The sequence below is a fragment of the Caulobacter rhizosphaerae genome (assembly GCF_010977555.1).
GTDB classification, from domain to species: Bacteria; Pseudomonadota; Alphaproteobacteria; order Caulobacterales; family Caulobacteraceae; genus Caulobacter; species Caulobacter rhizosphaerae.
In genome coordinates, this window is record NZ_CP048815.1 from 494,429 (window position 1) to 516,383 (window position 21,955).

20 protein-coding genes and 1 tRNA gene are annotated in these 21,955 nt (G+C 70.0%); 12 read left to right on the forward strand and 9 right to left on the reverse strand.

Annotated elements, in window-relative coordinates:
* The first annotated feature begins 4 nt into the window (after window positions 1-4).
* The 7 genes from nagE to G3M57_RS02230 all read left to right on the forward strand — a co-directional run bounded on the left by nagE (window position 5) and on the right by G3M57_RS02230 (window position 7,730).
* Window positions 5-1,765: an N-acetylglucosamine-specific PTS transporter subunit IIBC gene (gene nagE, locus G3M57_RS02200; RefSeq protein WP_056754250.1), complete on the forward strand. Its 1,761-nt coding sequence runs from the start codon at window positions 5-7 to the stop codon at window positions 1,763-1,765.
* A 41-nt stretch (window positions 1,766-1,806) separates the two neighbouring features.
* Window positions 1,807-3,402 carry a tryptophan halogenase family protein gene (locus tag G3M57_RS02205; RefSeq protein WP_163228542.1) on the forward strand — a complete coding sequence of 532 codons (1,596 nt, stop codon included), beginning with the start codon at window positions 1,807-1,809 and terminating at the stop codon, window positions 3,400-3,402.
* Entirely contained in the window at window positions 3,399-4,115 is a 717-nt protein-coding gene (locus G3M57_RS02210) for a DUF6445 family protein (protein WP_163228543.1), read from the forward strand. The genes G3M57_RS02205 and G3M57_RS02210 overlap by 4 nt, the downstream gene beginning before the upstream one ends.
* Before the next feature lie 309 nt (window positions 4,116-4,424).
* Window positions 4,425-5,261, forward strand: a complete 837-nt coding sequence (locus tag G3M57_RS02215; RefSeq protein WP_208789678.1) for an alpha/beta fold hydrolase — start codon at window positions 4,425-4,427, stop codon at window positions 5,259-5,261.
* 99 nt (window positions 5,262-5,360) lie between these two features.
* Window positions 5,361-6,131 (forward strand): prolipoprotein diacylglyceryl transferase, encoded by a 771-nt coding sequence (locus G3M57_RS02220; RefSeq protein WP_163228545.1) that lies wholly within the window; start codon window positions 5,361-5,363, stop codon window positions 6,129-6,131.
* Window positions 6,037-7,482, forward strand: coding sequence for a radical SAM protein (locus G3M57_RS02225; RefSeq protein ID WP_056754237.1), 1,446 nt, complete (start codon window positions 6,037-6,039; stop codon window positions 7,480-7,482). Before G3M57_RS02220 ends, G3M57_RS02225 begins: the two co-directional genes overlap by 95 nt.
* Complete coding sequence (locus G3M57_RS02230) at window positions 7,479-7,730, forward strand: hypothetical protein (RefSeq protein WP_056754233.1); 252 nt, start codon at window positions 7,479-7,481, stop codon at window positions 7,728-7,730. The genes G3M57_RS02225 and G3M57_RS02230 overlap by 4 nt, the downstream gene beginning before the upstream one ends.
* On the opposite strand, the gene G3M57_RS02235 is transcribed toward G3M57_RS02230, so the two are convergent.
* Complete coding sequence (locus G3M57_RS02235; RefSeq protein ID WP_163228546.1) at window positions 7,717-9,402, reverse strand: glycoside hydrolase family 13 protein; 1,686 nt, start codon at window positions 9,400-9,402, stop codon at window positions 7,717-7,719. The genes G3M57_RS02230 and G3M57_RS02235 overlap by 14 nt on opposite strands.
* A 153-nt stretch (window positions 9,403-9,555) precedes the next feature.
* Here G3M57_RS02235 and G3M57_RS02240 point away from each other — a divergent pair, with 153 nt between their 5' ends.
* The gene (locus G3M57_RS02240; RefSeq protein ID WP_056754227.1) at window positions 9,556-9,900 is read left to right on the forward strand and encodes a hypothetical protein; all 345 of its coding nucleotides are present in this window, start codon (window positions 9,556-9,558) and stop codon (window positions 9,898-9,900) included.
* Window positions 9,901-9,956: 56 nt separating this feature from the next.
* Here the strand turns inward: G3M57_RS02240 and G3M57_RS02245 are convergent.
* The 5 genes from G3M57_RS02245 to G3M57_RS02265 form a co-directional block, all read right to left on the reverse strand.
* A tRNA-Ser gene (locus G3M57_RS02245) sits at window positions 9,957-10,046 on the reverse strand.
* 138 nt (window positions 10,047-10,184) lie between these two features.
* On the reverse strand, window positions 10,185-10,607 hold the full coding sequence (locus tag G3M57_RS02250) for a PaaI family thioesterase (protein WP_056754224.1): 423 nt from the start codon (window positions 10,605-10,607) through the stop codon (window positions 10,185-10,187).
* Window positions 10,608-10,704: 97 nt separating this feature from the next.
* On the reverse strand, window positions 10,705-11,547 hold the full coding sequence (locus G3M57_RS02255; RefSeq protein ID WP_163228547.1) for an MBL fold metallo-hydrolase: 843 nt from the start codon (window positions 11,545-11,547) through the stop codon (window positions 10,705-10,707).
* A 101-nt stretch (window positions 11,548-11,648) separates the two neighbouring features.
* Window positions 11,649-12,377: a hypothetical protein gene (locus G3M57_RS02260; RefSeq protein WP_163228548.1), complete on the reverse strand. Its 729-nt coding sequence runs from the start codon at window positions 12,375-12,377 to the stop codon at window positions 11,649-11,651.
* Between the two features lie 219 nt (window positions 12,378-12,596).
* Complete coding sequence (locus tag G3M57_RS02265; protein ID WP_163228549.1) at window positions 12,597-13,238, reverse strand: TetR/AcrR family transcriptional regulator; 642 nt, start codon at window positions 13,236-13,238, stop codon at window positions 12,597-12,599.
* Between the two features lie 48 nt (window positions 13,239-13,286).
* On the opposite strand from G3M57_RS02265, the gene G3M57_RS02270 reads away from it, so the two are divergent.
* The gene (locus tag G3M57_RS02270) at window positions 13,287-14,132 is read left to right on the forward strand and encodes an oxidoreductase (protein WP_056754209.1); all 846 of its coding nucleotides are present in this window, start codon (window positions 13,287-13,289) and stop codon (window positions 14,130-14,132) included.
* A gap of 96 nt (window positions 14,133-14,228) precedes the next feature.
* Here the strand turns inward: G3M57_RS02270 and G3M57_RS02275 are convergent, their stop codons facing one another.
* A complete protein-coding gene (locus tag G3M57_RS02275) occupies window positions 14,229-15,284 on the reverse strand; it encodes an RluA family pseudouridine synthase (RefSeq protein ID WP_373287716.1) in 1,056 nt (351 codons plus the stop codon).
* A gap of 96 nt (window positions 15,285-15,380) precedes the next feature.
* Between G3M57_RS02275 and G3M57_RS02280 the strand changes: the two genes are divergently transcribed.
* Together G3M57_RS02280 and G3M57_RS02285 are read left to right on the forward strand one after the other, a co-directional pair.
* Window positions 15,381-17,891 (forward strand): TonB-dependent receptor, encoded by a 2,511-nt coding sequence (locus G3M57_RS02280; protein WP_163228550.1) that lies wholly within the window; start codon window positions 15,381-15,383, stop codon window positions 17,889-17,891.
* A gap of 130 nt (window positions 17,892-18,021) precedes the next feature.
* Window positions 18,022-19,731: an alkaline phosphatase D family protein gene (locus G3M57_RS02285; RefSeq protein ID WP_163228551.1), complete on the forward strand. Its 1,710-nt coding sequence runs from the start codon at window positions 18,022-18,024 to the stop codon at window positions 19,729-19,731.
* Between the two features lie 67 nt (window positions 19,732-19,798).
* Here the strand turns inward: G3M57_RS02285 and G3M57_RS02290 are convergent, their stop codons facing one another.
* A complete protein-coding gene (locus tag G3M57_RS02290; protein ID WP_163228552.1) occupies window positions 19,799-20,464 on the reverse strand; it encodes an O-methyltransferase in 666 nt (221 codons plus the stop codon).
* Window positions 20,465-20,556: 92 nt separating this feature from the next.
* Here G3M57_RS02290 and G3M57_RS02295 point away from each other — a divergent pair, with 92 nt between their 5' ends.
* A complete protein-coding gene (locus G3M57_RS02295; RefSeq protein WP_163228553.1) occupies window positions 20,557-21,195 on the forward strand; it encodes a TetR/AcrR family transcriptional regulator in 639 nt (212 codons plus the stop codon).
* 118 nt (window positions 21,196-21,313) lie between these two features.
* Here G3M57_RS02295 and G3M57_RS02300 read toward each other — a convergent pair whose 3' ends face one another.
* Window positions 21,314-21,943: a LysE family translocator gene (locus G3M57_RS02300; RefSeq protein WP_163228554.1), complete on the reverse strand. Its 630-nt coding sequence runs from the start codon at window positions 21,941-21,943 to the stop codon at window positions 21,314-21,316.
* Between the last annotated feature and the right edge of the window lie 12 nt (window positions 21,944-21,955).

Genomic DNA, 21,955 nt, shown 5'->3' on the forward strand with positions numbered 1-21,955 from the left:
ATCGATGAAGTCCCCGCTCGAATTCCTGCAGCCCCTGGGCCGCGCCCTGATGCTGCCCATCGCCGTCCTGCCGGTGGCGGGGTTGCTGCTGCGGCTGGGTCAGCCGGACCTGCTGAACATCGCCTTCGTGGCCGCGGCCGGCGACGCGATCTTCTCCAACCTGGGCCTGCTGTTCGCCATCGGCGTGGCCGTGGGCTTCGCCAAGGAGAACAACGGCGCGGCCGGCCTGGCGGGCGTGGTCTGCTTCCTGATCGCCACCGAGGGCGCCAAGGCCCTGCTGCACGTGCCGCCGGACGTCACGGCGGGTCTGATCACGGCCCACGCGGACCTGGCCTCGGCCGCCTACAAGGCCAAGGCCCTGGCCAAGCTCAGCGTACCGATCGGCATCATCTCGGGCCTGATCGGTGGGATCTTCTACAACCGCTTCTCGACCTTCAAGCTGCCCGAGTACCTGGCCTTCTTCAGCGGTCGGCGCTTCGTGCCGATCATCAGCGGCCTGGCCGGCCTGCTGTTCGCGCTGCTGATCGGCCTGGGCTACGACGGCATCAATGGCGCGGTCGACGGGGCCAGCCGGGCCATCGTCGGCTCGGGCGAGACGGGCCTGCTGGTCTACGGCTTCCTGAACCGGATCCTGATCGTCACCGGCCTGCACCACATCCTCAACAACATCGCCTGGTTCGTGATCGGCGACTATCACGGCGCGACCGGGGACCTTCGCCGGTTCTTCGCCGACGACCCCAGCGCCGGCGGCTTCATGAGCGGGTTCTTCCCAGTGATGATGTTCGGCCTGCCCGCCGCCTGCCTGGCCATGTACCACACGGCCCGGCCGGAGAAGAAGAAGGCGGTCGGCGGCATGCTGACCTCGCTGGCCCTGACCTCGTTCCTGACCGGCGTAACCGAGCCGATCGAGTTCTCGTTCATGTTCCTGGCCCCGCTCCTCTACGCGGTGCATGCGGTGCTGACCGGCGTGGCCATGGCGGCGATGAACGCCCTGGACATCAAGCTGGGCTTCACCTTCTCGGCCGGCCTGTTCGACTATGTGCTGAACTTCGGCAAGGCGACCCATCCGCTGTGGCTGCTGCCGCTGGGGGCGCTGTACGCCGGGATCTATTACGGCCTGTTCCGCTTCTTCATCGTCAAGTTCGACCTGAAGACCCCGGGCCGCGAGGCCGATGACGTGGTGACCGCCGAGGCGGCGACCACGGGCGGCGGACGCGGGGCGGACTTCGTCCTGGCCCTGGGCGGCGCGGCCAACCTGGTGTCGGTCGACGCCTGCACCACCCGCCTGCGCCTGATCGTCGCCGACCAGGGCGCGGTCAACGAACCGGCCCTCAAGGCCCTTGGTGCGCGGGGGATCGTCAAGCCGTCGGACAAGGCCCTGCAGGTGGTGCTGGGTCCGATCGCCGACGGCGTGGCCGGCGAGATCCGCGCGGCCATGGCCGGGGGAGCCGGCGCCGCGCCGGTCCCGGCCAAGCCGGCCGTCGCCAAGGTCGTGGCGCCCGCCGCCCTGCCGACCGCCGCCGACGACGCCAAGGCCGAGGCCCTGGTCGGCGCCCTGGGCGGCCTGGCCAATGTCGAGGCGGTCGGGGCCTGTTCCAGCCGGCTGCGGCTGGTGGTGCGCGACAACGCCGCCGTCGACGAGGCGGCCCTGGCGGCCCTGAACTCGCGCGGCGTGGTCCGGGTGGGCGAGCGGTCCGTGCACGTGGTGCTGGGTCCGGACGCCGAGCGCATCGGTGAGGCCGTGCGCTGCCTGCTGCCGGCCTGACAAGGGTCGCGCCAGGAACGGGAAGAGGTGAGGGAGCCAGGGTGACGGAAAGGCCGATCAACGACATCCTGATCGTCGGCGGCGGCACGGCCGGCTGGATGACCGCCGCCTACCTGGCCCGGCGCCTGGGCTCGACCCGGCCGGACGGGGTGCGCATCACCCTGATCGAGTCCAGCGAGATCGGCATCATCGGGGTGGGCGAGGGCACGTTCCCGACCATCCAGAACACCATGCGGACGCTCGGCGTCGACGAGGCGCGGTTCCTGCGCGAGGCGGGAGCCGCCTTCAAGCAGGGCATCAAGTTCGTCGACTGGAAGACCGCGCCCAGGGACGGGGTCCACAGCCATTACTACCACCCGTTCGCCCAGCCCCGGCTGCTGAACGGCGGCCTGGACCTGGCGCCCTACTGGCTGATGGGCGAGGCGGGGGACATCCCGTTCTCCGACGCCGTCACCCTGCAGGACAAGGTCTGCGAGGCGATGCGCGGCCCCAAGCGGCGGGACGATCCGCAGTATGGCGGGCCGATGGCCTACGCCTACCATTTCGACGCGGGCAAGCTGGCGACTCTGCTGCGCGACGTCGGCAAGGCCACCGGGGTCCGGCACCTGCTGGGCAATGTGCTGGCGGTCAACAAGGCGGACGACGGCGCGATCGCCTCGGTGACGACGCGCGAGCACGGCGACCTGGTCGCCGACCTCTATGTCGACTGCACCGGCTTTTCCGGCGCCCTGATCGGCGAGGCCATGGGCTCGGCCTGGATCGACAAGAGCGACACCCTGTTCGTCGACCGGGCCCTGGCCCTGCAGGTCCCCTACGACCGTCCCGATGCGCCGGTAGCGACGACCACGATCTCCACCGCCCACGAGGCCGGCTGGACCTGGGACATCGGCCTGCCCGACCGGCGCGGCACGGGCTATGTCTATTCCAGCCGCCACACCACCGACGATCGCGCTGAGCAGATTCTGCGCGGCTATGTCGGCCAGGCTGGCGACGGCCTGACGTCCCGCCTGCTGAAGCTGAAGGTCGGCCATCGCCAGGCGCACTGGATCAGGAACTGCGTCGCCGTCGGCCTGTCCGGCGGCTTCCTGGAGCCGTTGGAATCGACCGGCATCGTGTTGATCGAGGCCGCCGCCTACATGCTGGCCCGCAACCTGCCGCGCCGGGGCGGGATGGAGGCCGCCGCCCGCCAGTTCAACGCGGCCATGACCGACCGCTACCTGCGGGCCATCGACTTCATCAAGCTGCACTATTGCCTGAGCCAGCGGACCGACAACCGCTTCTGGACCGACAACGCCGATCCGGCCTCGATCCCCGAGACGCTGCGGGACCACTTGGCGATGTGGAAGTATCGACCGCCCAACGTGTTCGACTTCCCGAACCTGCACGAGAGCTTCAAGTACTTCAATTATCAGTACATTCTGTACGGCATGGGCTTCGAGACCCGGGTAGACCCGGCCGCCCACGTCCATGGCGACCTGGCCCGGGCCGATTTCGCGCGGGTGCGGGAGGCGGGCCTGCGCGCCGCCGCCAGCCTACCCGACCATCGCGCCCTGCTGACCGAGATCCATGCCCACGGCTTCTCGACGGCGGCGCCCGGCCTGGCCACAGCCGAGGCCGGCGAGGCGCCCCGGCGGTGAGGGGGGCCGCCTTCGCGCCGGGTCCCGATCCCCGCTTCGAGGTGCTGCGGGTCGGCCGCGAGGGCCATCCGGTGCTGGTCGTCGACGGCCTGCTGACGGGCGCCGAAGGCCTGGTCGCGTTCGCGGCCGAGACGGCCAGGCTGGCGCCGGTCAGGGCCGCCGCCAACTTCTATCCCGGCGTCCGGGCCCCGGCGCCACAGGGCTATGTCCAGGCGCTGGTCACCGCCCTGCGGCCGCATCTGGCGACGACGTTCGGCGCGCCGCCCGACGGCCGCGCCCACGTCACCTGCGCCCTGTCGATGGCCACCCTGCCGGCCGACCAGGCGACACCGGCCCAGCGCCTGCCCCACATCGACACCACGGCGCCGGCCCAACTGGCGATCCTGCACTACCTCTGCGGCTCGCCGCACGGCGGCACGGCCTTCTACCGCCATCGCGCCACGGGCTTCGAGGCGATCGATCCGGCGCGCGGCCCGGCCTATCTGGCGGCGGCGCGTCGCGAGATGGCCGACGGCGCCGGCGGCCAGGACGGCTACATCACGGCCTCCGACCCGCTCTACGAACAGACGGCCGCGGTCGCGCCGGCCTTCAACCGGATCGTGGTCTATGCCAGCAACCTGCTGCACGCCGGCGTGCTGGCCGACCGCCCGGCCAGCGCCGATCCGCGCGCCGGGCGGCTGACGGCCAACACCTTCTTCCGCCCGGAAGGTTGAGGCGGCCCGACGAGCCGCTGGGCGCCAACGCTGTCAGGTGCGCAGAACCTTCAAGTCACGGCAGGCATGTCCAAGCGCCGGGCCGGCGAACGGCCTAGCCTCCGGCCCGAATCCGGCGGTCCCTCCGCCGGACCGGCAGAGAGGCGGGGCATGACCACATCTTCCAGCGACCAGGACGGCGCCTCGCGGCGCGGCGTCGTCGCCAGCGGCCTGGGCCTGGCCCTCGTGGCCGCCCTTCCGTCCCTCGCGCCGGCCCCATCGTCCGCGGCGACGCCCAAGGCTTCGCCCAAATCCCCAGGAGACACCAAAATGAGCAGCGGCTTCATCACCACCAAGGACGGTACGCAGATCTTCTACAAGGACTGGGGTCCCAAGACCGCCCAGCCGATCGTGTTCCACCACGGCTGGCCGCTCAGCGCCGACGACTGGGACAACCAGATGATGTTCTTCCTGGCCGAGGGCTTCCGGGTCATCGCCCATGACCGCCGCGGCCATGGCCGGTCCAGCCAGACCGACACCGGCAACGAGATGGACACCTACGCCGCCGACGTCATCGCCCTGGCCGACCACCTGGACCTGAAGAACGCCGTCCATGTCGGCCACTCCACCGGCGGCGGCGAGGCCATCCACTACGCGGCCCGCGCCAAGCCCGGCCGGGTGGCCAAGGTGGTGCTGATCGGCGCCGTGCCGCCGATCATGGTCAAGTCCGACCAGAACCCCGGCGGTCTGCCGATCGAGGTGTTCGACGGCTTCCGCACAGCCCAGAACGCCAACCGCGCCCAGTTCTTCCACGACATCGCCGCCGGCCCGTTCTACGGCTACAACCGCCCGGGCGCGAAGGTCTCGCCGGCCACGGTCGAGAACTGGTGGCGCCAGGGCATGATGGGCGGCGCCAAGGCCCACTACGACTGCATCAAGGCCTTCTCGGAAACCGACTTCACCGACGACCTCAAGTCGGTCGATGCGCCGGTGCTGCTGATGCACGGCGAGGACGACCAGATCGTGCCGATCGCCGACAGCGCCCTGCTGGGGATCAAGCTGGTCAAGCACGGCACGCTGAAGACCTATCCGGGCCTGCCGCACGGCATGTGCACCACCCACCCGGAGATCATCAATCCGGACCTGCTGGCCTTCATCAAGGCGTAGGCTTTCCGGAACGCATGAAGGGCGTCCGCCAGCCGGCGGGCGCCCTTTTTCGCTTCTGGCGGCTTGCGAAGCGGCGCGCGATGAGGGCTGCTTGCGGCCATGATCCCCGTCCCGACCGCCCCCTGGGCGCACCTGCCCTTCGACCTGCTGGCCTGGACCCTGGGGACCGCCTCGACGGCCGCCGTCTACCGCTGGCGGCTGAAGGACCAGGTCCGGCCGGTCGCGGCCCGGGTCGACGGCGGCTACTTCCTGTTCCTGGCCCTGGGCGCCATTCCCGGCGCCTGGCTGGCCGGCTCGTTCAACTCCCTGCGCGAGCACGCGCCCGCCCTGTCGCACAGCGTGGCCGGCGCCCTGGTCGGCGCCATCGTCGGTGTCGAGGTCTACAAGGCGCTGCGGGGCGTCAGGGGTTCGACCGGCGGGATCTTCGTCGGCTCCTTCAGCCTCGGCGTGGCGGTCGGGCGGCTGGGCTGCTTCTTCGCGGGCCTGCCGGACGACACCTATGGCGCGCCGACCCGGCTGCCCTGGGCGGTGGACCTGGGCGACGGGGTAGGCCGCCATCCGGTGCAGCTCTATGAGTCGGCCAGCATGGCCCTGTTCCTGGCCGTCTACCTCATGGGCCTGGCGCGCCGGCGCGACTGGGCGATGCGGCGCGGCTTCTACGTCATGTGCGGCTGGTATGGCCTGCAGCGGTTCTGCTGGGAGTTCCTAAAGCCCTATCCCCGGTTGATCGGGCCGTTTAACCTCTTCCATCTGCTTTGCCTGGGGCTGGTGATCTATGGATGGGTCTATTACCGCGCCGATCGACGGCGAGAGCGTCGCGCGCAAGACCGCCCCCTACCTGTTCCTGGGCCAGACCACCAGCCTGTGTGAGACCTGCCTGGCTCTGGTCCCGGCCAAGATCATCGCCGAGGGCGAGCGGGTCTACTACCAGAAGCGCTGTCGCGAACATGGCGTCCAGAAGACCCTGATCGCCGACGACCTGGGCTACTGGAAGGCCCAGAAAGACTGGCTCAAGCCGGGCGACCGGCCCCTAGCCGTCCAGACCCGCACCGACCATGGCTGCCCTTACGACTGCGGTCTGTGCCCGGACCACGAGCAGCATTCCTGCCTGGCGATCCTGGAGATCAACGAGGCCTGCAACCTGACCTGCCCGGTCTGTTTCGCCGGCTCGTCCACCGGCCTGGACGCCCATCGCCCCCTGGCCGAGGTGGAGGCGATGCTGGACGTCATCGTCGCCTCCGAGGGCGAGCCCGACCTGGTGCAACTGTCCGGCGGCGAGCCCACCCTGCACCCGCAGTTCTTCGAGATCCTGACAGCCGCCCGGGCCCGGCCGATCCGCCACCTGATGATCAACACCAATGGCCTGCGCATCGCCCGCGAGCCCGGCTTCGCCGAGCGCCTGGCGACCTACATGCCCCGGTTCGAGGTCTATCTGCAGTTCGACAGCCTGCGCCGCGACGCCCTGATGCAACTGCGCGGCGCCGATCTGGTCAAGGTCCGCGCCCAGGCGCTGGAGGCGCTGGAGCGCAACAACATCCCGACCACCCTGGTGGTGACCCTGAAGAAGGGCGTCAACGACGACGAGATCGCCGACATCGTCCGCCACGCCCTGACCTGGCGTTGCGTACGCGGCGTGACCTTCCAGCCGATCCAGGACGCCGGCCGCAACGACGGCTTCGACGCCCGCGACCATCGCATCGTCCTGACCGAGGTCCGCCGCCGGATCGCCGAGGCGGGGGTCTTCGCCCTGGAGGACCTGATCCCCCTGCCATGCAATCCCGACCAGATCTGCATCGGCTACGGCCTGCGCAACGGCCAGGAGGTGGCGCCGGTGACCGCGCTGCTGCCGCGCGAGCTGTTCGTCGCCGCCGCCCCCAGCACGGTGACGTTCGAGGCCTATCCAGAGCTGCAACGGAAGGTCTTCGACCTGCTGTCGCTGTCCACGGCCCAGGCGGACACCTCCGACAAGCTGGCCGCCCTGCTGTGCTGCCTGCCCGAGGCCGCCGTGCCCCAGAGCCTGGCCTACGAACACACCTTCCGCGTGGTGATCTCGCAGTTCCTGGACCGCTACAATTTCGACCTGGGCACGGTGAAGCGCTCGTGCGTGCACTTTGTCGAGCCGGACGGTCGGATCATCCCGTTCGACACCTACAACACCTTCTACCGCCCCGGCGCCGCGGGCGCCGAGGCGCTCGCGCGCGGTCAGGGGAGGACGACATGAGTTCGGACCAGGACGGGCGCGATCCCGTCGCCAGGCTGTTCGGGGCGCTGCTGATGGCGGTGGGCGGGCTGATGATGACCCTGTGCGGCCTGTGCTCGCTGGTCGGCGTCATCTACGCCGTGGGGAGCGGCGGGAGCGACATGGGCTTCTCGCTGCTGTTCGTGCTGAGCTTCGGCGGCGTGCCGATCATCGTGGGCTTGGGAATCTTCTGGCTCGGACGGTCGCTTCGGTCGCCTAAGCGTCGCTGACGATCAGGATCGCGAAGTCCCACCCCCTCAGAGTGACGATCCCGTCCGCGACCTCGGCCGCGCCGAACGCCGCCCCCTCGACCGTCAGACCCTCCGGCAGCGCATAGCGCACCGTCTCGCGGCCGAAGTTCAGCAGCACCAGGATCCGTTGACCCCGGCGATAGGCGAAGACCTGCGGATGGTCGGGGTCGATGTCGCGGTAGTCGCCCTCGCGCAGGTCGGCGGACCCGCGCCGGAAGGCGATCAGGGCGCGGGTGTGGGCCAGCACCGAGTCCGGTCGCCCGGCCTGGTCCGCCGCGTTGATCGTCGCGGCGTTGGGGTTGACCGACAGCCAGGGCTGGCCCGTCGTGAAGCCGCCGTTCGGGCCGTCCGTCCATTGCATCGGCGTGCGGCTGTTGTCGCGGCCCATGGCCCGGGCGTTGGCCAGGTACTCGGCCTCCGACACCCGGTGGCGCACGTCGCGCCAACGGCCGGCCACCTCCAGGTCGTCGAAGTCGTCCAGGGTCTGGAACGGATAGTTGGTCATGCCCAGCTCCTCACCCTGGTAGAGGAACGGCGTGCCGCGCTGGGTGAGGATCAGGGTGTTGAGGAGCTTGGCCGAGCGCTCGACCCAGGCCGGATCGTCGTCGCCGAAGTGCGAGACCGCGCGCGGGTTGTCGTGGTTGGACAGGAACACCGTGTTCCAGCCGAACGGCCCGGCCGCCTGGTCCAGCTCGGTATAAAGCGCCTTTAGCCGGGGCAGGGTCCAGGTGGTCTTGCGCCAGCCGTCGATGTCCATCCGCACGATGTCGAAATTGAACACCAGGTCCAGCTCGCGGCGGCGGCTGTCGACCAGGTCGCGGGCGTCCTCCGGGCGCAGGCCGAAGGCCTCGCCGACCGTCATGGTGTCGTAGTGGTCCAGCACCTGGCGGCGCATGTCGCGCAGGTAGTCGTGCAGCCTCGGGCCGGCGGCGTAGACGAACTGCGGCGCGCGCAGCTCTTCCGGGGTCAGGTCCGGCAGGCCGGGCGGCTTGGAGATGAACGGGATCACGTCCATCCGGAAGCCCGCCACGCCCTTGTCCAGCCAGAACCGCATCAGGTCGTGGACCTCTTCCCGGACCTTGGGGTTCTCCCAGTTCAGGTCGGGCTGCTTGGCGGCGAAATAGTGCAGGTAGTATTGCCCGGTCGCCTCGTCGAGGGTCCAGGCCGGGCCGCCGAAGAAGGCGGGATAGTTGTTGGGCGGTCCCCCATCCTTGCCGTCGCGCCAGATGTAGTAGTCACGATAGGGGCTGCCTGGGCCCTTGCGGCCCTCGACGAACCAGGCGTGCTCGTCGCTGGTGTGGTTGACCACCAGGTCGATGATCAGCCGGATGCCGCGCGCCTTCATCCCGTCCAGCATGGCGTCGAAATCGGCCATGGTCCCGAACTGGGCCATCACCTCGCGGTAGTCGCGGATGTCGTAGCCGTTGTCGGCGTTGGGGCTGTCGAAGTGCGGGCTCAGCCACACCACGTCGACGCCCAGGGCCTGCAGATAGTCCAGCCGCGCCGTGATCCCCGGCAGGTCGCCCACGCCATCGCCGTTCGTGTCCAGGAAGGAGCGCGGATAGACCTGGTAGACGACGGCGTCCTTCCACCAGGGGCGGCCGGTGGCCGGCTCGGCGGGCGGCTCGACGGACGGTGGATCGGCGCTCACGACAGGACTCCGCTCAAGCGACTCGAACCGAGGCTAGCCGGCCGACGCGCGGCTGGCGACCGCCGACGTCTTGCGCCGTCGATCATGGGCGCTAAGGCGGTGCTGCTACTCAGAAAATAGTTCAGGTTGTCTTCGACCTGGAGGGAGGTCTCGATGTCGTTCAAGACCGAGCTGGCGATGGCGCGCGAGGACGCCAAGCTGGTGCAGGCGCGCCGTGACCAGGAGCAGGCCCGGCAAGCCGAGGCGGCCCACGTGATGGCCACCGATCCCGACCGCTACTGGGCGCGCTACTACCTGACCGACGATCTGGTCATGCAGGCGATCCGGGGCGCCGGCAGTTTCAGCATCAGCTTGCCGGCCACCGCCTTCGGCTCGCAGACGGCCGCCCGCCTGGACGAATTCCGCGACGCCGGCGCCGAGGTCGAGGTGCTGGAGGCCAAGGTTCCCGCCGTCGACAGCGGGGACACGATCGTCGTCAAGCGCGTCACGATCCGCTGAGGCCACGACGGCCGCCCGCGCGCCTGGCGAGGCGGAGGTCTGGTTTTAGGGGTTAGTGGCGGAGAGGGTGGGATTCGAACCCACGGTGCCCTTCCAGGCACGCCGCATTTCGAGTGCGGTACATTCGACCACTCTGCCACCTCTCCAGGGGGTCTTCGGGGCCTGCCCGGGGGCTGGCCTTGAGTGAGGGCGGGATACCTAGCGGCGTCGCCCGAAGAGCGCAAGAGCCTGTGACAAGCTTTTGTGTCGCGGGGCGCGGTTTCCCGCCTGGGGCCCGGGCGGACCTAGGCCTTGGGGTAGAGAACCATCTGGGTGCAGCGGAAAAGCGCGATGGTCTTGCCGGTCGCCTCGGCGGTGACGGTCGCGTCCCAGACCTGGGTGTTGCGGCCGCCATGGACCAGGGTCGCTTCGCAGGCCACGCCGCCGCCCTCGCGCACCGTGCCCAGGAAATTGGACTTCAGCTCGATGGTGGTGAAGCCGCTGGCGCCGTCGGGCAGGGACACCACGCAGCCGTAGCCGCAGGCGCTGTCGGCCAGGGCGATGACGCTGGCGGCGTGCAGGAAGCCGTTGGGCGCCATGTGATGCTTGGCCACGGTCATGCGGCCGGTCACGCGGCCGGGGACCGCCTGCGTCCATTCCAGGCCCAGCAGGCCCGGCAGGTTGTCGGCCTGGGCCGCGGTCAGTTCGGCGCTCTTGTCCTCGGCCACGGCGCGGCTCCCGTTCTAGCGATCAAGCTGTTCACGCGACAAATTGTTCGCGCGCGAAGCATCTAGCCGCCAGAGCCGTTGCGAAGCAAGTGGGTTTTTAAAGGGAACTGATGTCGACGGGGGGGAAGCGCTTGCCGTCCTCGTCCTGCGGCGGCAGGCGGAAGGCGCGGATTCCGACCTGCAGGGCCGGGGCGGCCAGCGGGCCGGGCGTGGCCAGGACGGCGGCGCGGCGGGCGACGAACGCCTCGGCGGGGACGGCGTCGCCGGCGTCGATGTTGCGGGCCTTCTGGTCCGCGACGGTGGTGTCCCAGGCGTCGGCGGCCGCGCCGGTCTGGCCGACCAGCAGGCGAGTCTCGGGCGGCAGGCCCAGCAGGCGGCGGGCGGCGGCGTGCTGGCCGGCGGCGTCGGCGCCGGGGGCGGCGCTGTCGTCCAGCCCCTGGTCCGGCGGCAGCAGGGCCGAGCCGGCGAACACCACGTCGCCGACCTGGTAGGCCGTGGCCCCGGGCAGACGGCCGGGCAGGGCGATGGCGGTGATCTCGACGCCGCCCATCGGCAGGGCCTCGCCGTCCTGGGCCAGCTTGTCGAAGTCCCAGCCGTCCAGGTCGACGCCGTCGCTTCCCAGCACCGGGACCAGGCGCTTGAGGCTGTCCAGCACCGGGGCGCCGATGCAGATCGAGGCGCCGGTCTCATATTTCAGGTGGCCCGCCGCCGACAGGTGGTCGGTGTGCAGGCCGGTCTCCAGGATCCAGGTCGGGCCCAGGTCCCTGGCGCGGACGTCGGCGATGATGGCGTCGACGAAGCGGGTGTCGACGGCCTGGGTCAGCGGGTCATAGTCCAGGACCGGGTCGACGAACGCGCAGAGCAAGGTGGCCGGATCGGCGATCAGATAGGTCACCCGCCCGGTGGCGGGGTGATGGAAAGCGGTGATTTCCGGCTGCATAGATCGGTCCGATGACGCCCTGAGGCGCGCACCTTGACCGCAAGCTCTTAAGTATCGGCGAACAAGACTATGTCTTCGCGACGATCGGTCTCGGTCTCGGCCTAGGGGCGGGCGGTCGCCGCCGGGCAGCTCTTGTCGCCGCGCATCTGGGTCACCCAGACCGGCTCGACATAGCGGTCGCCGTCGCGGAAGCCGGGGGCGCAGCCTTCCGGGGTGTCGGACTTGGAGCGTCCGCCGCCGCCGCGCATGTCCAGCGACAGGGCCAGGGACTGGGACGTTCCGCCGCGCCGTCCCCAGCCGTACCCGTCGCCATAGCCGCCGTAGCCGCCATAGCCTTCGTAACCGCCGTAGCCATAGCCGCCGTGCTTGCCGAAGTCGGTCTGGCTGATGGCGACGCCCAGGGTGCCGGTCTCGCCGATCGGGATCAGGCTGGAGACATAGCCGCTGCGATAGCCGCCGGTGCCGACGCTGACGCCCATCTCGCCATGGACCTGGCGCTTGCCGTCCTTGTCTAGCGGATAGCCGTTCACGTCGAGCTCGGCGCGCGGCGCATAATGAAGCGGATCGCCCTGGACCGGCGGCGCGTCGGCCATCCAGGCCGACAGCGGGTCGACGGCGGCCGGCTTGGCGCGTTCGGCCGCGTCACGGGCCTGGGCGTCGGCCTTGGCCTTCTCCAGTTCGGCCTCGGTCGGCGGCCGGGTGGCGCGGGCGGCGGCGGTGGTCACCACCTCGTCGTCGGCCGAGCGGGCGAACGCGGCGGCGGGCAGGGCCAGCGGCCCCATCAGAGGCAGGGCGATCAGGGCGGCGAGGGCGATGCGGGACGCGAACATGGACGAAACCTCCGACCCCGCCACACTGGGCTCGATCTGTAACCGAATTAGGGCCTGAATGTATCGGCCAGGCAAGGTCTAGCTGGGGGCGCGAGCAGGGGCGGCTCGTAGCGACCGCGCTTTGACGTCGCCGCGGTCTGGCGGTGGAAGCGTTCAATGTCAGCTATGGTTTCCGGTCCTTGCTTTCGCCGGTGAACGACGACCGCTCTACGTCCAATGTTAGCCGTTAGCGAGCTCGCTGAGCATGGCTTCGAGTTGGTCGCGGGCTTGTTCATCGACGAAGCCGAGCAACAGCGCTGCAGCCGCCGCCTTGGCCCGCGCGCCCAGGTCCTGATCGACGATCTCGCCCGCTGTCCAGAAGGATAGTGCGCCGCGGAAGGTGAGCGCGAGCTGATCGGGCAGAGTCATCCGCGCGAGGACCGTCATCCTCGGCGCCAGCCCTTCGCCGTGACCCAGCGCCTCGGCCCACAGCGCTCGCGAAAGGGCCCACACGCCGCCAGATTCGCCGCTCGGGGCGCCCAGCGCGGCCATCACCGCTCGGTTGACCGCCGGGCTGTCCAGCATCACCGCTGCAGCGATGCCGACCGTCGCGAGAACTCGCGCCGCGGCATCGCCAGGCGGCGTGTTGCTGGCGAACCGCGCATGCATCGTCTCGATCCGCTGCGCAGATAGGGCATGCAGGATTGCGCCCTTGGCGCCGAAGAGATTGAACGGGGTCGCGAAGCTGACGCCCGCCTCCACGGCCAACTCGCGCATGGAGAACTCGGGCCGCCCCCTGCCGAGCAGACGTTCGGCGGCCTGGAGCACGCGCTCACGGGTGGTCGGGCCAGGAGATGGCGGATCGATCTTGGCGGAGGGCATCGAGGGATTATATCATGATATAATGTGCAGGCCTTCCTAGGAGCTATCATGACCCGCGAATCGCTGAAAACCTTTCTCATCACAGGCGTGAGTTCCGGGCTCGGTCGTGCGTTCGCCGCCGGGGCGCTCGCGGCCGGCCACCGCGTGATCGGGACCGTACGCCGGGTCGAGGATGTGGAACGTTTCGCCGTTGTCGCGCCCGGACGCGCGCACCCGCTGCTGCTCGACGTGACCGATTACCTCGCCATCCCGGAAGCCGTCGCCCGAGCCGAGGCGGCAGCTGGCCCTGTGGACGTCCTGGTCAATAATGCCGGCTACGGTCACGAGGGCGTGCTCGAAGAGTCGTCGACAGACGACCTTCAGCGCCAGTTCGCGGCCAACGTCTTCGGCCCCGTGGCGATGATCAAGGCGGTGTTGCCTGGCATGCGCGCTCGTCGCCGCGGCCACATCGTCAACGTGACCTCGATGGGCGGCTTCATCACCATGCCCGGGATCAGCTTCTACTGCGGCAGCAAGTTCGCGCTCGAAGGCATCTCAGAGGCGCTCGGCAAGGAGGTAGCGGGGTTCGGCGTTCGCGTCACCGCGCTCGCGCCCGGCCAATTCCGCACTGACTGGGCCGGCCGCTCAATGGACCGAACGCCCCGCAGCATCGACGATTACGATGGGGTCATGGACCCTATCCGCGGCGCTCGCCAGGCGAAGAGCGGCAAGCAGCCAGGCGACCCCGCCAAGGCCGCCCTGGCGCTGCTCGCGCTCGTCGAGGCGGAAAATCCACCCGTGCGCCTGTTCCTGGGCGAGGATGCCCTCGGGCTGGTCGAGCAGAAGCTGCACGCGATGCGAACGGAGATGTCGGCGTGGGAGGCGCTCTCCCGTTCAACCAGCTTCCGGGCGTGAGGGAGCCGGCGAGGCAGACAGTCTGTTACCGGCCTACTCCGGCCATTGATCTTCGCCTTGTCCAACGTCTCAGATGGGTCGAAAGCAGCCTCGGAATTACAAAGCCTCAAGGGCAACTTCCAGCGCGGCCATGTCCGGCGGCAGGGGGGTCTCGAACCGCAGGGTTTCGCCGGTGATCGGGTGGACGAAGCCCAGCACGGCGGCGTGCAGGGCCTGGCGGGAGAAGCCGATCTCGCTGAGCGCCGCCTTGACCGGCGCGGCCGGGGCGCCGGCGCCATAGACCGGGTCGCCCAGGCAGGGGTTGCCCTTGCTGGCCAGGTGCACGCGGATCTGGTGGGTGCGGCCGGTCTCCAGCCGGCAGGCGACGCGAGCGGCCAGGGGCCTGGCGCCGCCGAACGTCTTCTCCACCCGATAGTGGGTGATCGCCTCGCGGCCGCCGGACTTCAGCACCGCCATCTTCTTGCGGTCGCCGGGCGAGCGGCCCAGCTGGGTGGTGATCGTGGCGGCGGGCGGCTGCGGCGCGCCGCGGACCAGGGCCAGGTACATGCGGTCGATGTCGTGCCGGGCGAACAGGGCCGACAGCCCCTGGTGGGCGGCGTCGGTCTTGGCCGCCACCATCACCCCCGAGGTCTCCTTGTCCAGCCGGTGGACGATGCCGGGCCGCGCCACCCCGCCGATCCCCGACAGGCTGGCCCCGCAGTGGAACAGCAGGGCGTTGACCAGGGTGCCGGTCTCGCAGCCGGGGGCCGGATGGGCGGCCATGCCGGGCGGCTTGTCGATGACGATCAGGTGGGCGTCTTCGTAGAGCACGGCCAGGGGGATGGCCTCGGGCTCGGGCTCCGCCGCGATCGGCGGCGGGACCAGCACCGTGTAGACCCCGGCCGGCGCCTTGGCCTTGCCGTCGGCCATCGGGCGCGGCGCGGCCCCCTCGACGACCAGCGACACCTGGCCGGCCGCGATCAGGGCCTGCAGCCGGGCGCGCGACAGGTCCGGGGCGGCGGTCGCCAAGGCCTTGTCCAGCCGCTGGCCGGCCAGGTCCGGACCCAGCGCGATCCGCACCACCTCGCCGCCGCCGGCGCCCGCCTCGGAGACGTCCAGGTCGTCGGCCTCGTCGTCGACGAGCGGCGGTATCGGGTCGGGCGGCGGGATCAAGGCGTGTTCATGGCTCCGTCATGGGTCTGTCGTATCGCGGACACCGCCTGCGCCTAACGGCTCCGGTTCTTGTCTTGCGTCCGAAGGGGATAGTCGATGCGCGTGTTCCGCACCACCTTGCTCATGACCGCCGTCAGCGGCCTAGCGCTCTGCGCCGGCGCGGCCCATGCCGCCGAGCCCGGCGCTCCGGCCGCGGAGCCGGTCGACGGACAGGTCGAGGAACTGATCGTCACCGCCCAGAAGCGCGAGCAGAAGGCGCTGGACGTGCCGATCGCCCTGACGGCCTATTCGGGCGCCATGCTTGAGCGGCTGGGCGTGCAGGAGTTCGACAAGCTGTCGGCCTTTGTCCCCGGCTTCCAGGTCCAGAACCAGTCGCCCAACAACCCCGGCTTCGTGATGCGCGGCATCACCTCCGACAGCGGCGAGGCCACGGTCGAGCCGCGGGTCTCGGTGTTCCAGGACGGCGTGTCGATCTCCAAGTCGCGCGGTTCATATGTCGAGCTGTTCGACGTTCGGCGCATTGAGGTGGCCAAGGGCCCGCAATCGACCCTGTTCGGGCGAGGCGCGATGATCGGGGCGGTCAACATCATCCAGAACAAGGCCGATCCCAAGGCCCTGGACTGGCGGGCCGGCGCCGAGCTGGGCGATCACGGCTACGGCCTGTTCGAGGGCATGGCCAACGTGCCGCTGAGCGACACCTTCGCCCTCCGCCTGGCCGGCCGCTACAAGGAGCGCGACGGCGCCATCGAGAACGTGCTGGGCGGCCGCAACCTCGGCTCGACCGACACCGGCGCCCTGCGCCTGTCGGCCCACTGGTCGCCGACCGCCAGGCTCGACGCCGACCTGATCCTCAACTACGAGGCCGACCATCCGACCGGCACGGCGTTCAAGTCCAACAGCTACAACCCGACCAACATCGCCACCGGCCAGGCCCTGGGCGATCGCGACCCCAACAGCCCGGCCGGCCTGTCCAGCGGCTACGGCTTCGAGGGCGGCGCGCCCCTGGGCCTCAAGCGCTTCGTGCAGGGCGCGACGGCCCTGGTCGACTACCGCTTCAACGACGCCTGGACCCTGTCGTCGATCACCGCCGCCCGCCACTTCGCCAGCGACGAGGTGTTCGACCCGGACGGCTTCTCGCTGCCGATGTTCGTGTTCGCCGAGGACGCGCGCGGCCGGCAGTACAGCCAGGAACTGCGCCTGAACTACGACGACGGCGGCAAGGTCAGCTGGTTCGGCGGCGTCAGCTATTTCGACGAGCAGGCCCGGACCCGCGTGCCGCTGCAGTTCGACGAGCGCTACGCCCTGGCCCTGCTGACCGGCCAGCTGAACAAGCCCAATCCGCAGCCGACGGCGGTGCTGACCAACACCGCCTTCCTGTCGGCCCTGGTCACCGGCCTGACCGGCGGCGCGGCGACCGGCGCGGTCGCCCAGGGCATCGCCAGCAATCTGGGCGTCCACACCGAGCAGTTCACCAACTATGGCGCGACCAAGTCGTGGGACGTCTATGGCGACGCCACCTGGCATGTGACCGACCGCTTCGAGCTGTCGGCCGGCCTGCGCTACACCAATGACGACAAGTCCAGCGGCGTCGCCTCGCAGGTCAGCCAGCGCTCGATCCTGGGCGGGACGATCGGCGCGCTGAGCCAGGCGCCGGCGACGCGCCAGGCGATCCTCGGGGCCCTGGCGGTTCCGGGCGCGGCCAACATCCCGACCTCGGCGGCCTATCCGGTCCCGATGTTCGGCCTGTTCGCCCAGCCGACCACCGGCAACGGCCAGGTCTCGACCCAGGACTTCACCGACGACGGCCTGACCTGGCGCCTGGTCGGCCGCTACGAGGTGACGCCCGACGCCAGCCTCTACGCGTCGTACGCCCGCGGCCGCCGACCCAAGGTGCTGTCCTCGGCCGCGCCCAGCGCGCCGATGTCGCCGGGCAAGTTCACGCCGGTGGCGGCCGAGACCGTCGACAGCTACGAGGCCGGCGCCAAGAGCCGCCTGCTGGACGGACGGCTCAATGTGGAGGGCGCCGTCTACTTCTACAGCTACGACAACTTCCAGACCAATGTGCGCGAAGGCGCCCAGATCATCACCACCAACGCCGGCAAGGCCGAGAGCTACGGCTTCGAGGGCCAGGCCACCTGGCAGGCCGCCAGCTTCGCCGAGGTGTTCGCGACCTACGGCTACAACCACGGACGCTTCAAGGCCGGCATCCGCGACGGCAACCGCTTCCGCCTGTCGCCGGACCACAAGGTCTCGCTGGGCGCCAGCCTGCATGCGGACCTGCTGAACGGCCGCTTCACCTTCACGCCGATCTACGCCTGGCAGTCCAAGACCTTCTTCGACGACGACAACGACATCCCGGCCCTGCAGCAGCACAACCTGCTCCCCGACCTGGTGCAGGATGAGTTCCAGAACAGCTACGGCCTGCTGGACCTGCGCCTGGAATACCAGCCGTCGTTCGCCCGCTGGAAGGTCGGGGCCTTCGTCACCAACGCCACCGACGAGAAGTACATCAAGGACGCCGGCAATACGGGCGACAGCTTCGGCATCCCGACCTTCATCGCCGGCAATCCGCGCTATTACGGCGTGACGTTCTCGCTCCGGCGATAGGCGGCCGCTCGCCGTCGGGGACAGGCGCGGCGCCTGTCCTCGACGGCCCGGCTGGACAGACATCATCATTCCGCTGTTGTCTCTGCGGCGACGCGCGAGACGACCAAGCGGCGCCCTCGGGGAGTTGAGCATGACCATCGACAGACGCAGGGCCCTGGCCCTTTTCGGCCTGGGCGGCGCGAGCGCGGCCGGCGAGGCGATGGCGGCGGCCCCGCGGGGCCTGTTCGCCGGCCGGGCCGCCTTCCTGCACGGCGTGGCCTCGGGCGATCCGCTGGAGGACCGGGTGGTGCTGTGGACTCGGATCACGGCCGAGGCCACGACCGCGCCGATCGCCGTGCGCTGGGACGTGGCGACCGATCCCGGCTTCAAGGCCATCGTCCGCCAGGGCCAGGCCACCGCCGTCGCGGCCCGGGACTATACGGTCAAGGTCGACGTCACGGGCCTGAAGCCGGCGACCGACTACTTCTACCGCTTCCGATATGTCCGGAAGGGCAAGCCGTTCGGCAAGGCCGTGGGCGGCCGCACGCGCACCCTGCCCAAGGGCCAGGTCCGGGACGTCGTCCTGGCCGTGGTCTCGTGCGCCCTCTACCCCAACGGCTATTTCAACGCCTATGACGCCATCGCCAAGCTGCCGCGCGTCGACGCCGTGTTGCACCTGGGGGACTACATCTACGAGTACGGCGCCGCGCCCGGCGACTACGGCATGGACTCGCCGACCGCCAAGACCCGCGCGCCCGATCCGCCGCGCGAACTGCTCAGCCTGGCCGACTACCGCCGCCGCCACGCCCTCTACAAGACCGACCCCGCCCAGCAGGCCGCCCACGCCCGCGCGCCCTGGATCGTGGTCTGGGACGACCACGAGACCGCCGACAACAGCTGGATCGGCGGGGCCGAGAACCACCAGCCCGCCACCGAGGGCGACTGGGCCAAGCGCAAGGCGGCCGGGATCAAGGCCTATTACGAGTGGATGCCGATCCGCGAGCCGGCGGCCGGGACCCTGCCAGAGGCGTGCTGGCGGCGCTTCCAGTTCGGCGACGTCGCCACCCTGCTGATGACCGAGACCCGGCTGACGGCCCGCACCCACCAGCTGGACTATGGTCGCGACCTGGCCGGGGCGGACGGCAAGCCCGACATGGCCGCCTTCGCCGCCAAGCTCAACGACCCCGACCGGCGGATGATTGGCCAGGGCCAGGAGCAATGGCTGGCCCGCGAGATCGACGCCTCGATGAAGGCCGGCACGGCCTGGCAGGTGCTGGGCAACCAGGTGGTGATGGCCCGGGTGGTCCCGCCCGACCTGAAGGCGACCATGGGCGAAGCGGCCTACGCCGCCCTGCTGTCCAAGCTGCCCGACTACGTCGCCAAGCCGGTGGAGGAGAGCCGGGGCCTGTCCCAGGCCGGCCTGCCCGGCAATCTGGACGCCTGGGACGGCTATCCGGCCGACCGGGCCCGGGTCCACGACATCTTCAAGGCCTACAAGGCCCGGCCCATCGTGCTGTCGGGCGACAGCCACGCCTTCTGGGTCAACGAACTGTGGGACGACGCCGGCGCCGCGCGGGTGGCGGCCGAGTTCGGGGTCACCTCGGTGACCTCGCCCGGCTATGGCGACTACCTGCCCGGCGTTCCGCTCGACACGGCCTATGCAGCCCGCAACAAGGAGGTGAAGTTCACCGACCAGGCCGCCAAGGGCTTCCTGCTGCTGACCCTCGAGCACGGCAAGGCGACGGGCGAGCTGGTCGCGGTGTCGACGATCCTCGATCCCCAGTACCAGACGCGGGTGCTGAAGCGGTTCGTCGTGACGCCAGGCGACGGCGGCGGGGTCAAGGCGCTGGCGGCGGGGTGATTTTCAGTCCGCTCATCCTGGCATTCGCCGGGATGAGCGGATCTATTTGATATCTCCGGTCTCGCCCTCAGCCGATCCGCATGGACAGCTCGACGTCCTCGGCGAACGGCGTGGACAGGTAGCCCGACGCCGGAGAGCGCACGCGCGCCAGGTAGTCGGGACTGTAGTCGGCGTTGTCGGCGACGATCAGGGCGCCCGGCCGCAGGCGGCTTTCCACCAGGCCGAGGATGTCGGGATACAGCGCCTTAGCGCCGTCCAGCAGCAGCAGGTCGATGGTCTCGGGCAGGTCGACGCTCAGCGTCTGCAAGGCGTCGCCCTGGCGGATCTCGACCAGGTCGATCAGGCCGCCGGCCATCAGGTTGCCCCGGGCCCGCTCGATCTTGGACGGCTCGAACTCGCTGGTGATCAGCACGCCGCCGCCGTTGTCGCGCAGGGCCGCGGCCAGGTAGAGGGTCGAGATTCCGAACGAGGTCCCGAACTCGACGATCGTGCGGGCGCCGCCGCTGCGGGCCAGCATGTAGAGCAGCAGGCCGGTCTCGCGCGAGACGGCCAGGGGGAAGTCTTTCATCTGGCTGTAGAAGTCGAGATAGTCGGTCTTGCTCTGCATCAGACGCCGATGCTGTTCGACCGACAGGGCCGCCGCCAGGGGACTGCTCATCGGCGAGGCGGCGTCGGCTTCCTCGAACAGACGATCCAGCAGGGGCGCCACCGGGGCGGTGGTCAGGGTGTTCATGGGAAATTCCGATCTGAAAGGCGCGTCCTTGCGCCGCCTCAAGAAATGCGACTAATTCGTCAGATTGACTATTCGCATCGCCCCAGGCCCCGATGACCGATCGCCGAAGCCCCCGGATTTCCTCACGAAAGCAGCCTCGCCAGGCCCGCTCGACCGAACTCGTTTCCGCCATTCTGGAGGCCGCTGTTCAGGTTTTGGCCAAGGAGGGCGCGGGGCGCTTCACCACCGCGCGGGTCGCCGAAAAGGCCGGGGTCAGCGTCGGCTCGGTCTATCAGTACTTCCCCAACAAGGCCGCGATCCTTTTCCGGCTGCAGAGCGACGAATGGCGCCAGACCACCGGCCTGCTGCGCGCCATCCTCGAGGACGTCGACCGCCCGCCGTTCGAGCGGCTGCGCACCCTGGTCCACGCCTTCATCCGCTCCGAATGCGAGGAAGCCGAAATGCGGGTGGCGCTCAACGACGCCGCTCCGCTCTATCGCGACGCGCCCGAGGCCCAGGACGCCAAGGCGGCGGGCGCCGACATCGTCCAGGGCTTCCTGCGCGAGGCGCTGCCTAGAGTCTCGGAGACCCGGCGGGTCCTGGCCGGCGACCTGATCAAGGCCACGCTCAGCCAGGTGGGCAAGGACTTCTCGGAAACGCCGCGAACGGAGGCCGAGATCGCGGCCTACAGCGACGCCATGGCCGACATGTTCCAGGCCTATCTGCGGGCGCTGGAGGCTGGCGCGGCGTAGACGCCGAGGGGCCGCCCTCGTCCTTCGACAGGCTCAGGATGAGGGCTAGTGGTGAGGCGATTCAGTAGAAATCCTCATCCTGAGCTTGTCGAAGGACGAGGTTTTCGCCCCGCGCACCCTACCGCCGCTCCAGCGCGATCCGTACGCCGAACGCCACGAACACGCCGCCGGTCACCCGGTCCAGCCACTTGACCACGCCGGGCCTGCGCAGGGCCTTGGCGATCGGCGCGGTGGCCAGGATCAGGCCGCCGGCCCAGGCCAGGCCCATGACCACGTGCATCGACGCCAGCAGCAGGCCGAAGGCGGCGGGGCTGGCGTCGGCGGGGATGAACTGCGGCAGGAACGACACGTAGAACACCCCGACCTTGGGATTCAGCAGGTTGTTCCAGAAGCCCTTGGCCAGCGCCGCGGCCAGGCCGCCGGCCGGCGGAGCATCGCCCGCGCCGGTGTCGAAGGCGGCGCGCGGCTTGCGCAGCAGGCCAATGCCCAGCCAGACCAGATAGGCCGCGCCCGCCCACTTCAGGATCGTGTAGGCGGCGTGCGACGCCACCAGCAGGGCGCCGGCCCCGAACGCCGCCGCCGCGCCCCAGGCCAGGCAGCCCAGGCCGATCCCGACGGCCACGGCGCTCGCGCGCCGCCAGCCCTCGGCGGCGGCCGTGCGCAGCACCAGGGCGGTGTCCAGGCCCGGCGTGATGGTCAGCAGGCCGGCGGCCACGGCGAAGGCGATCAGGGACTGGGCGGTGGTCATGCCGACCTTGTC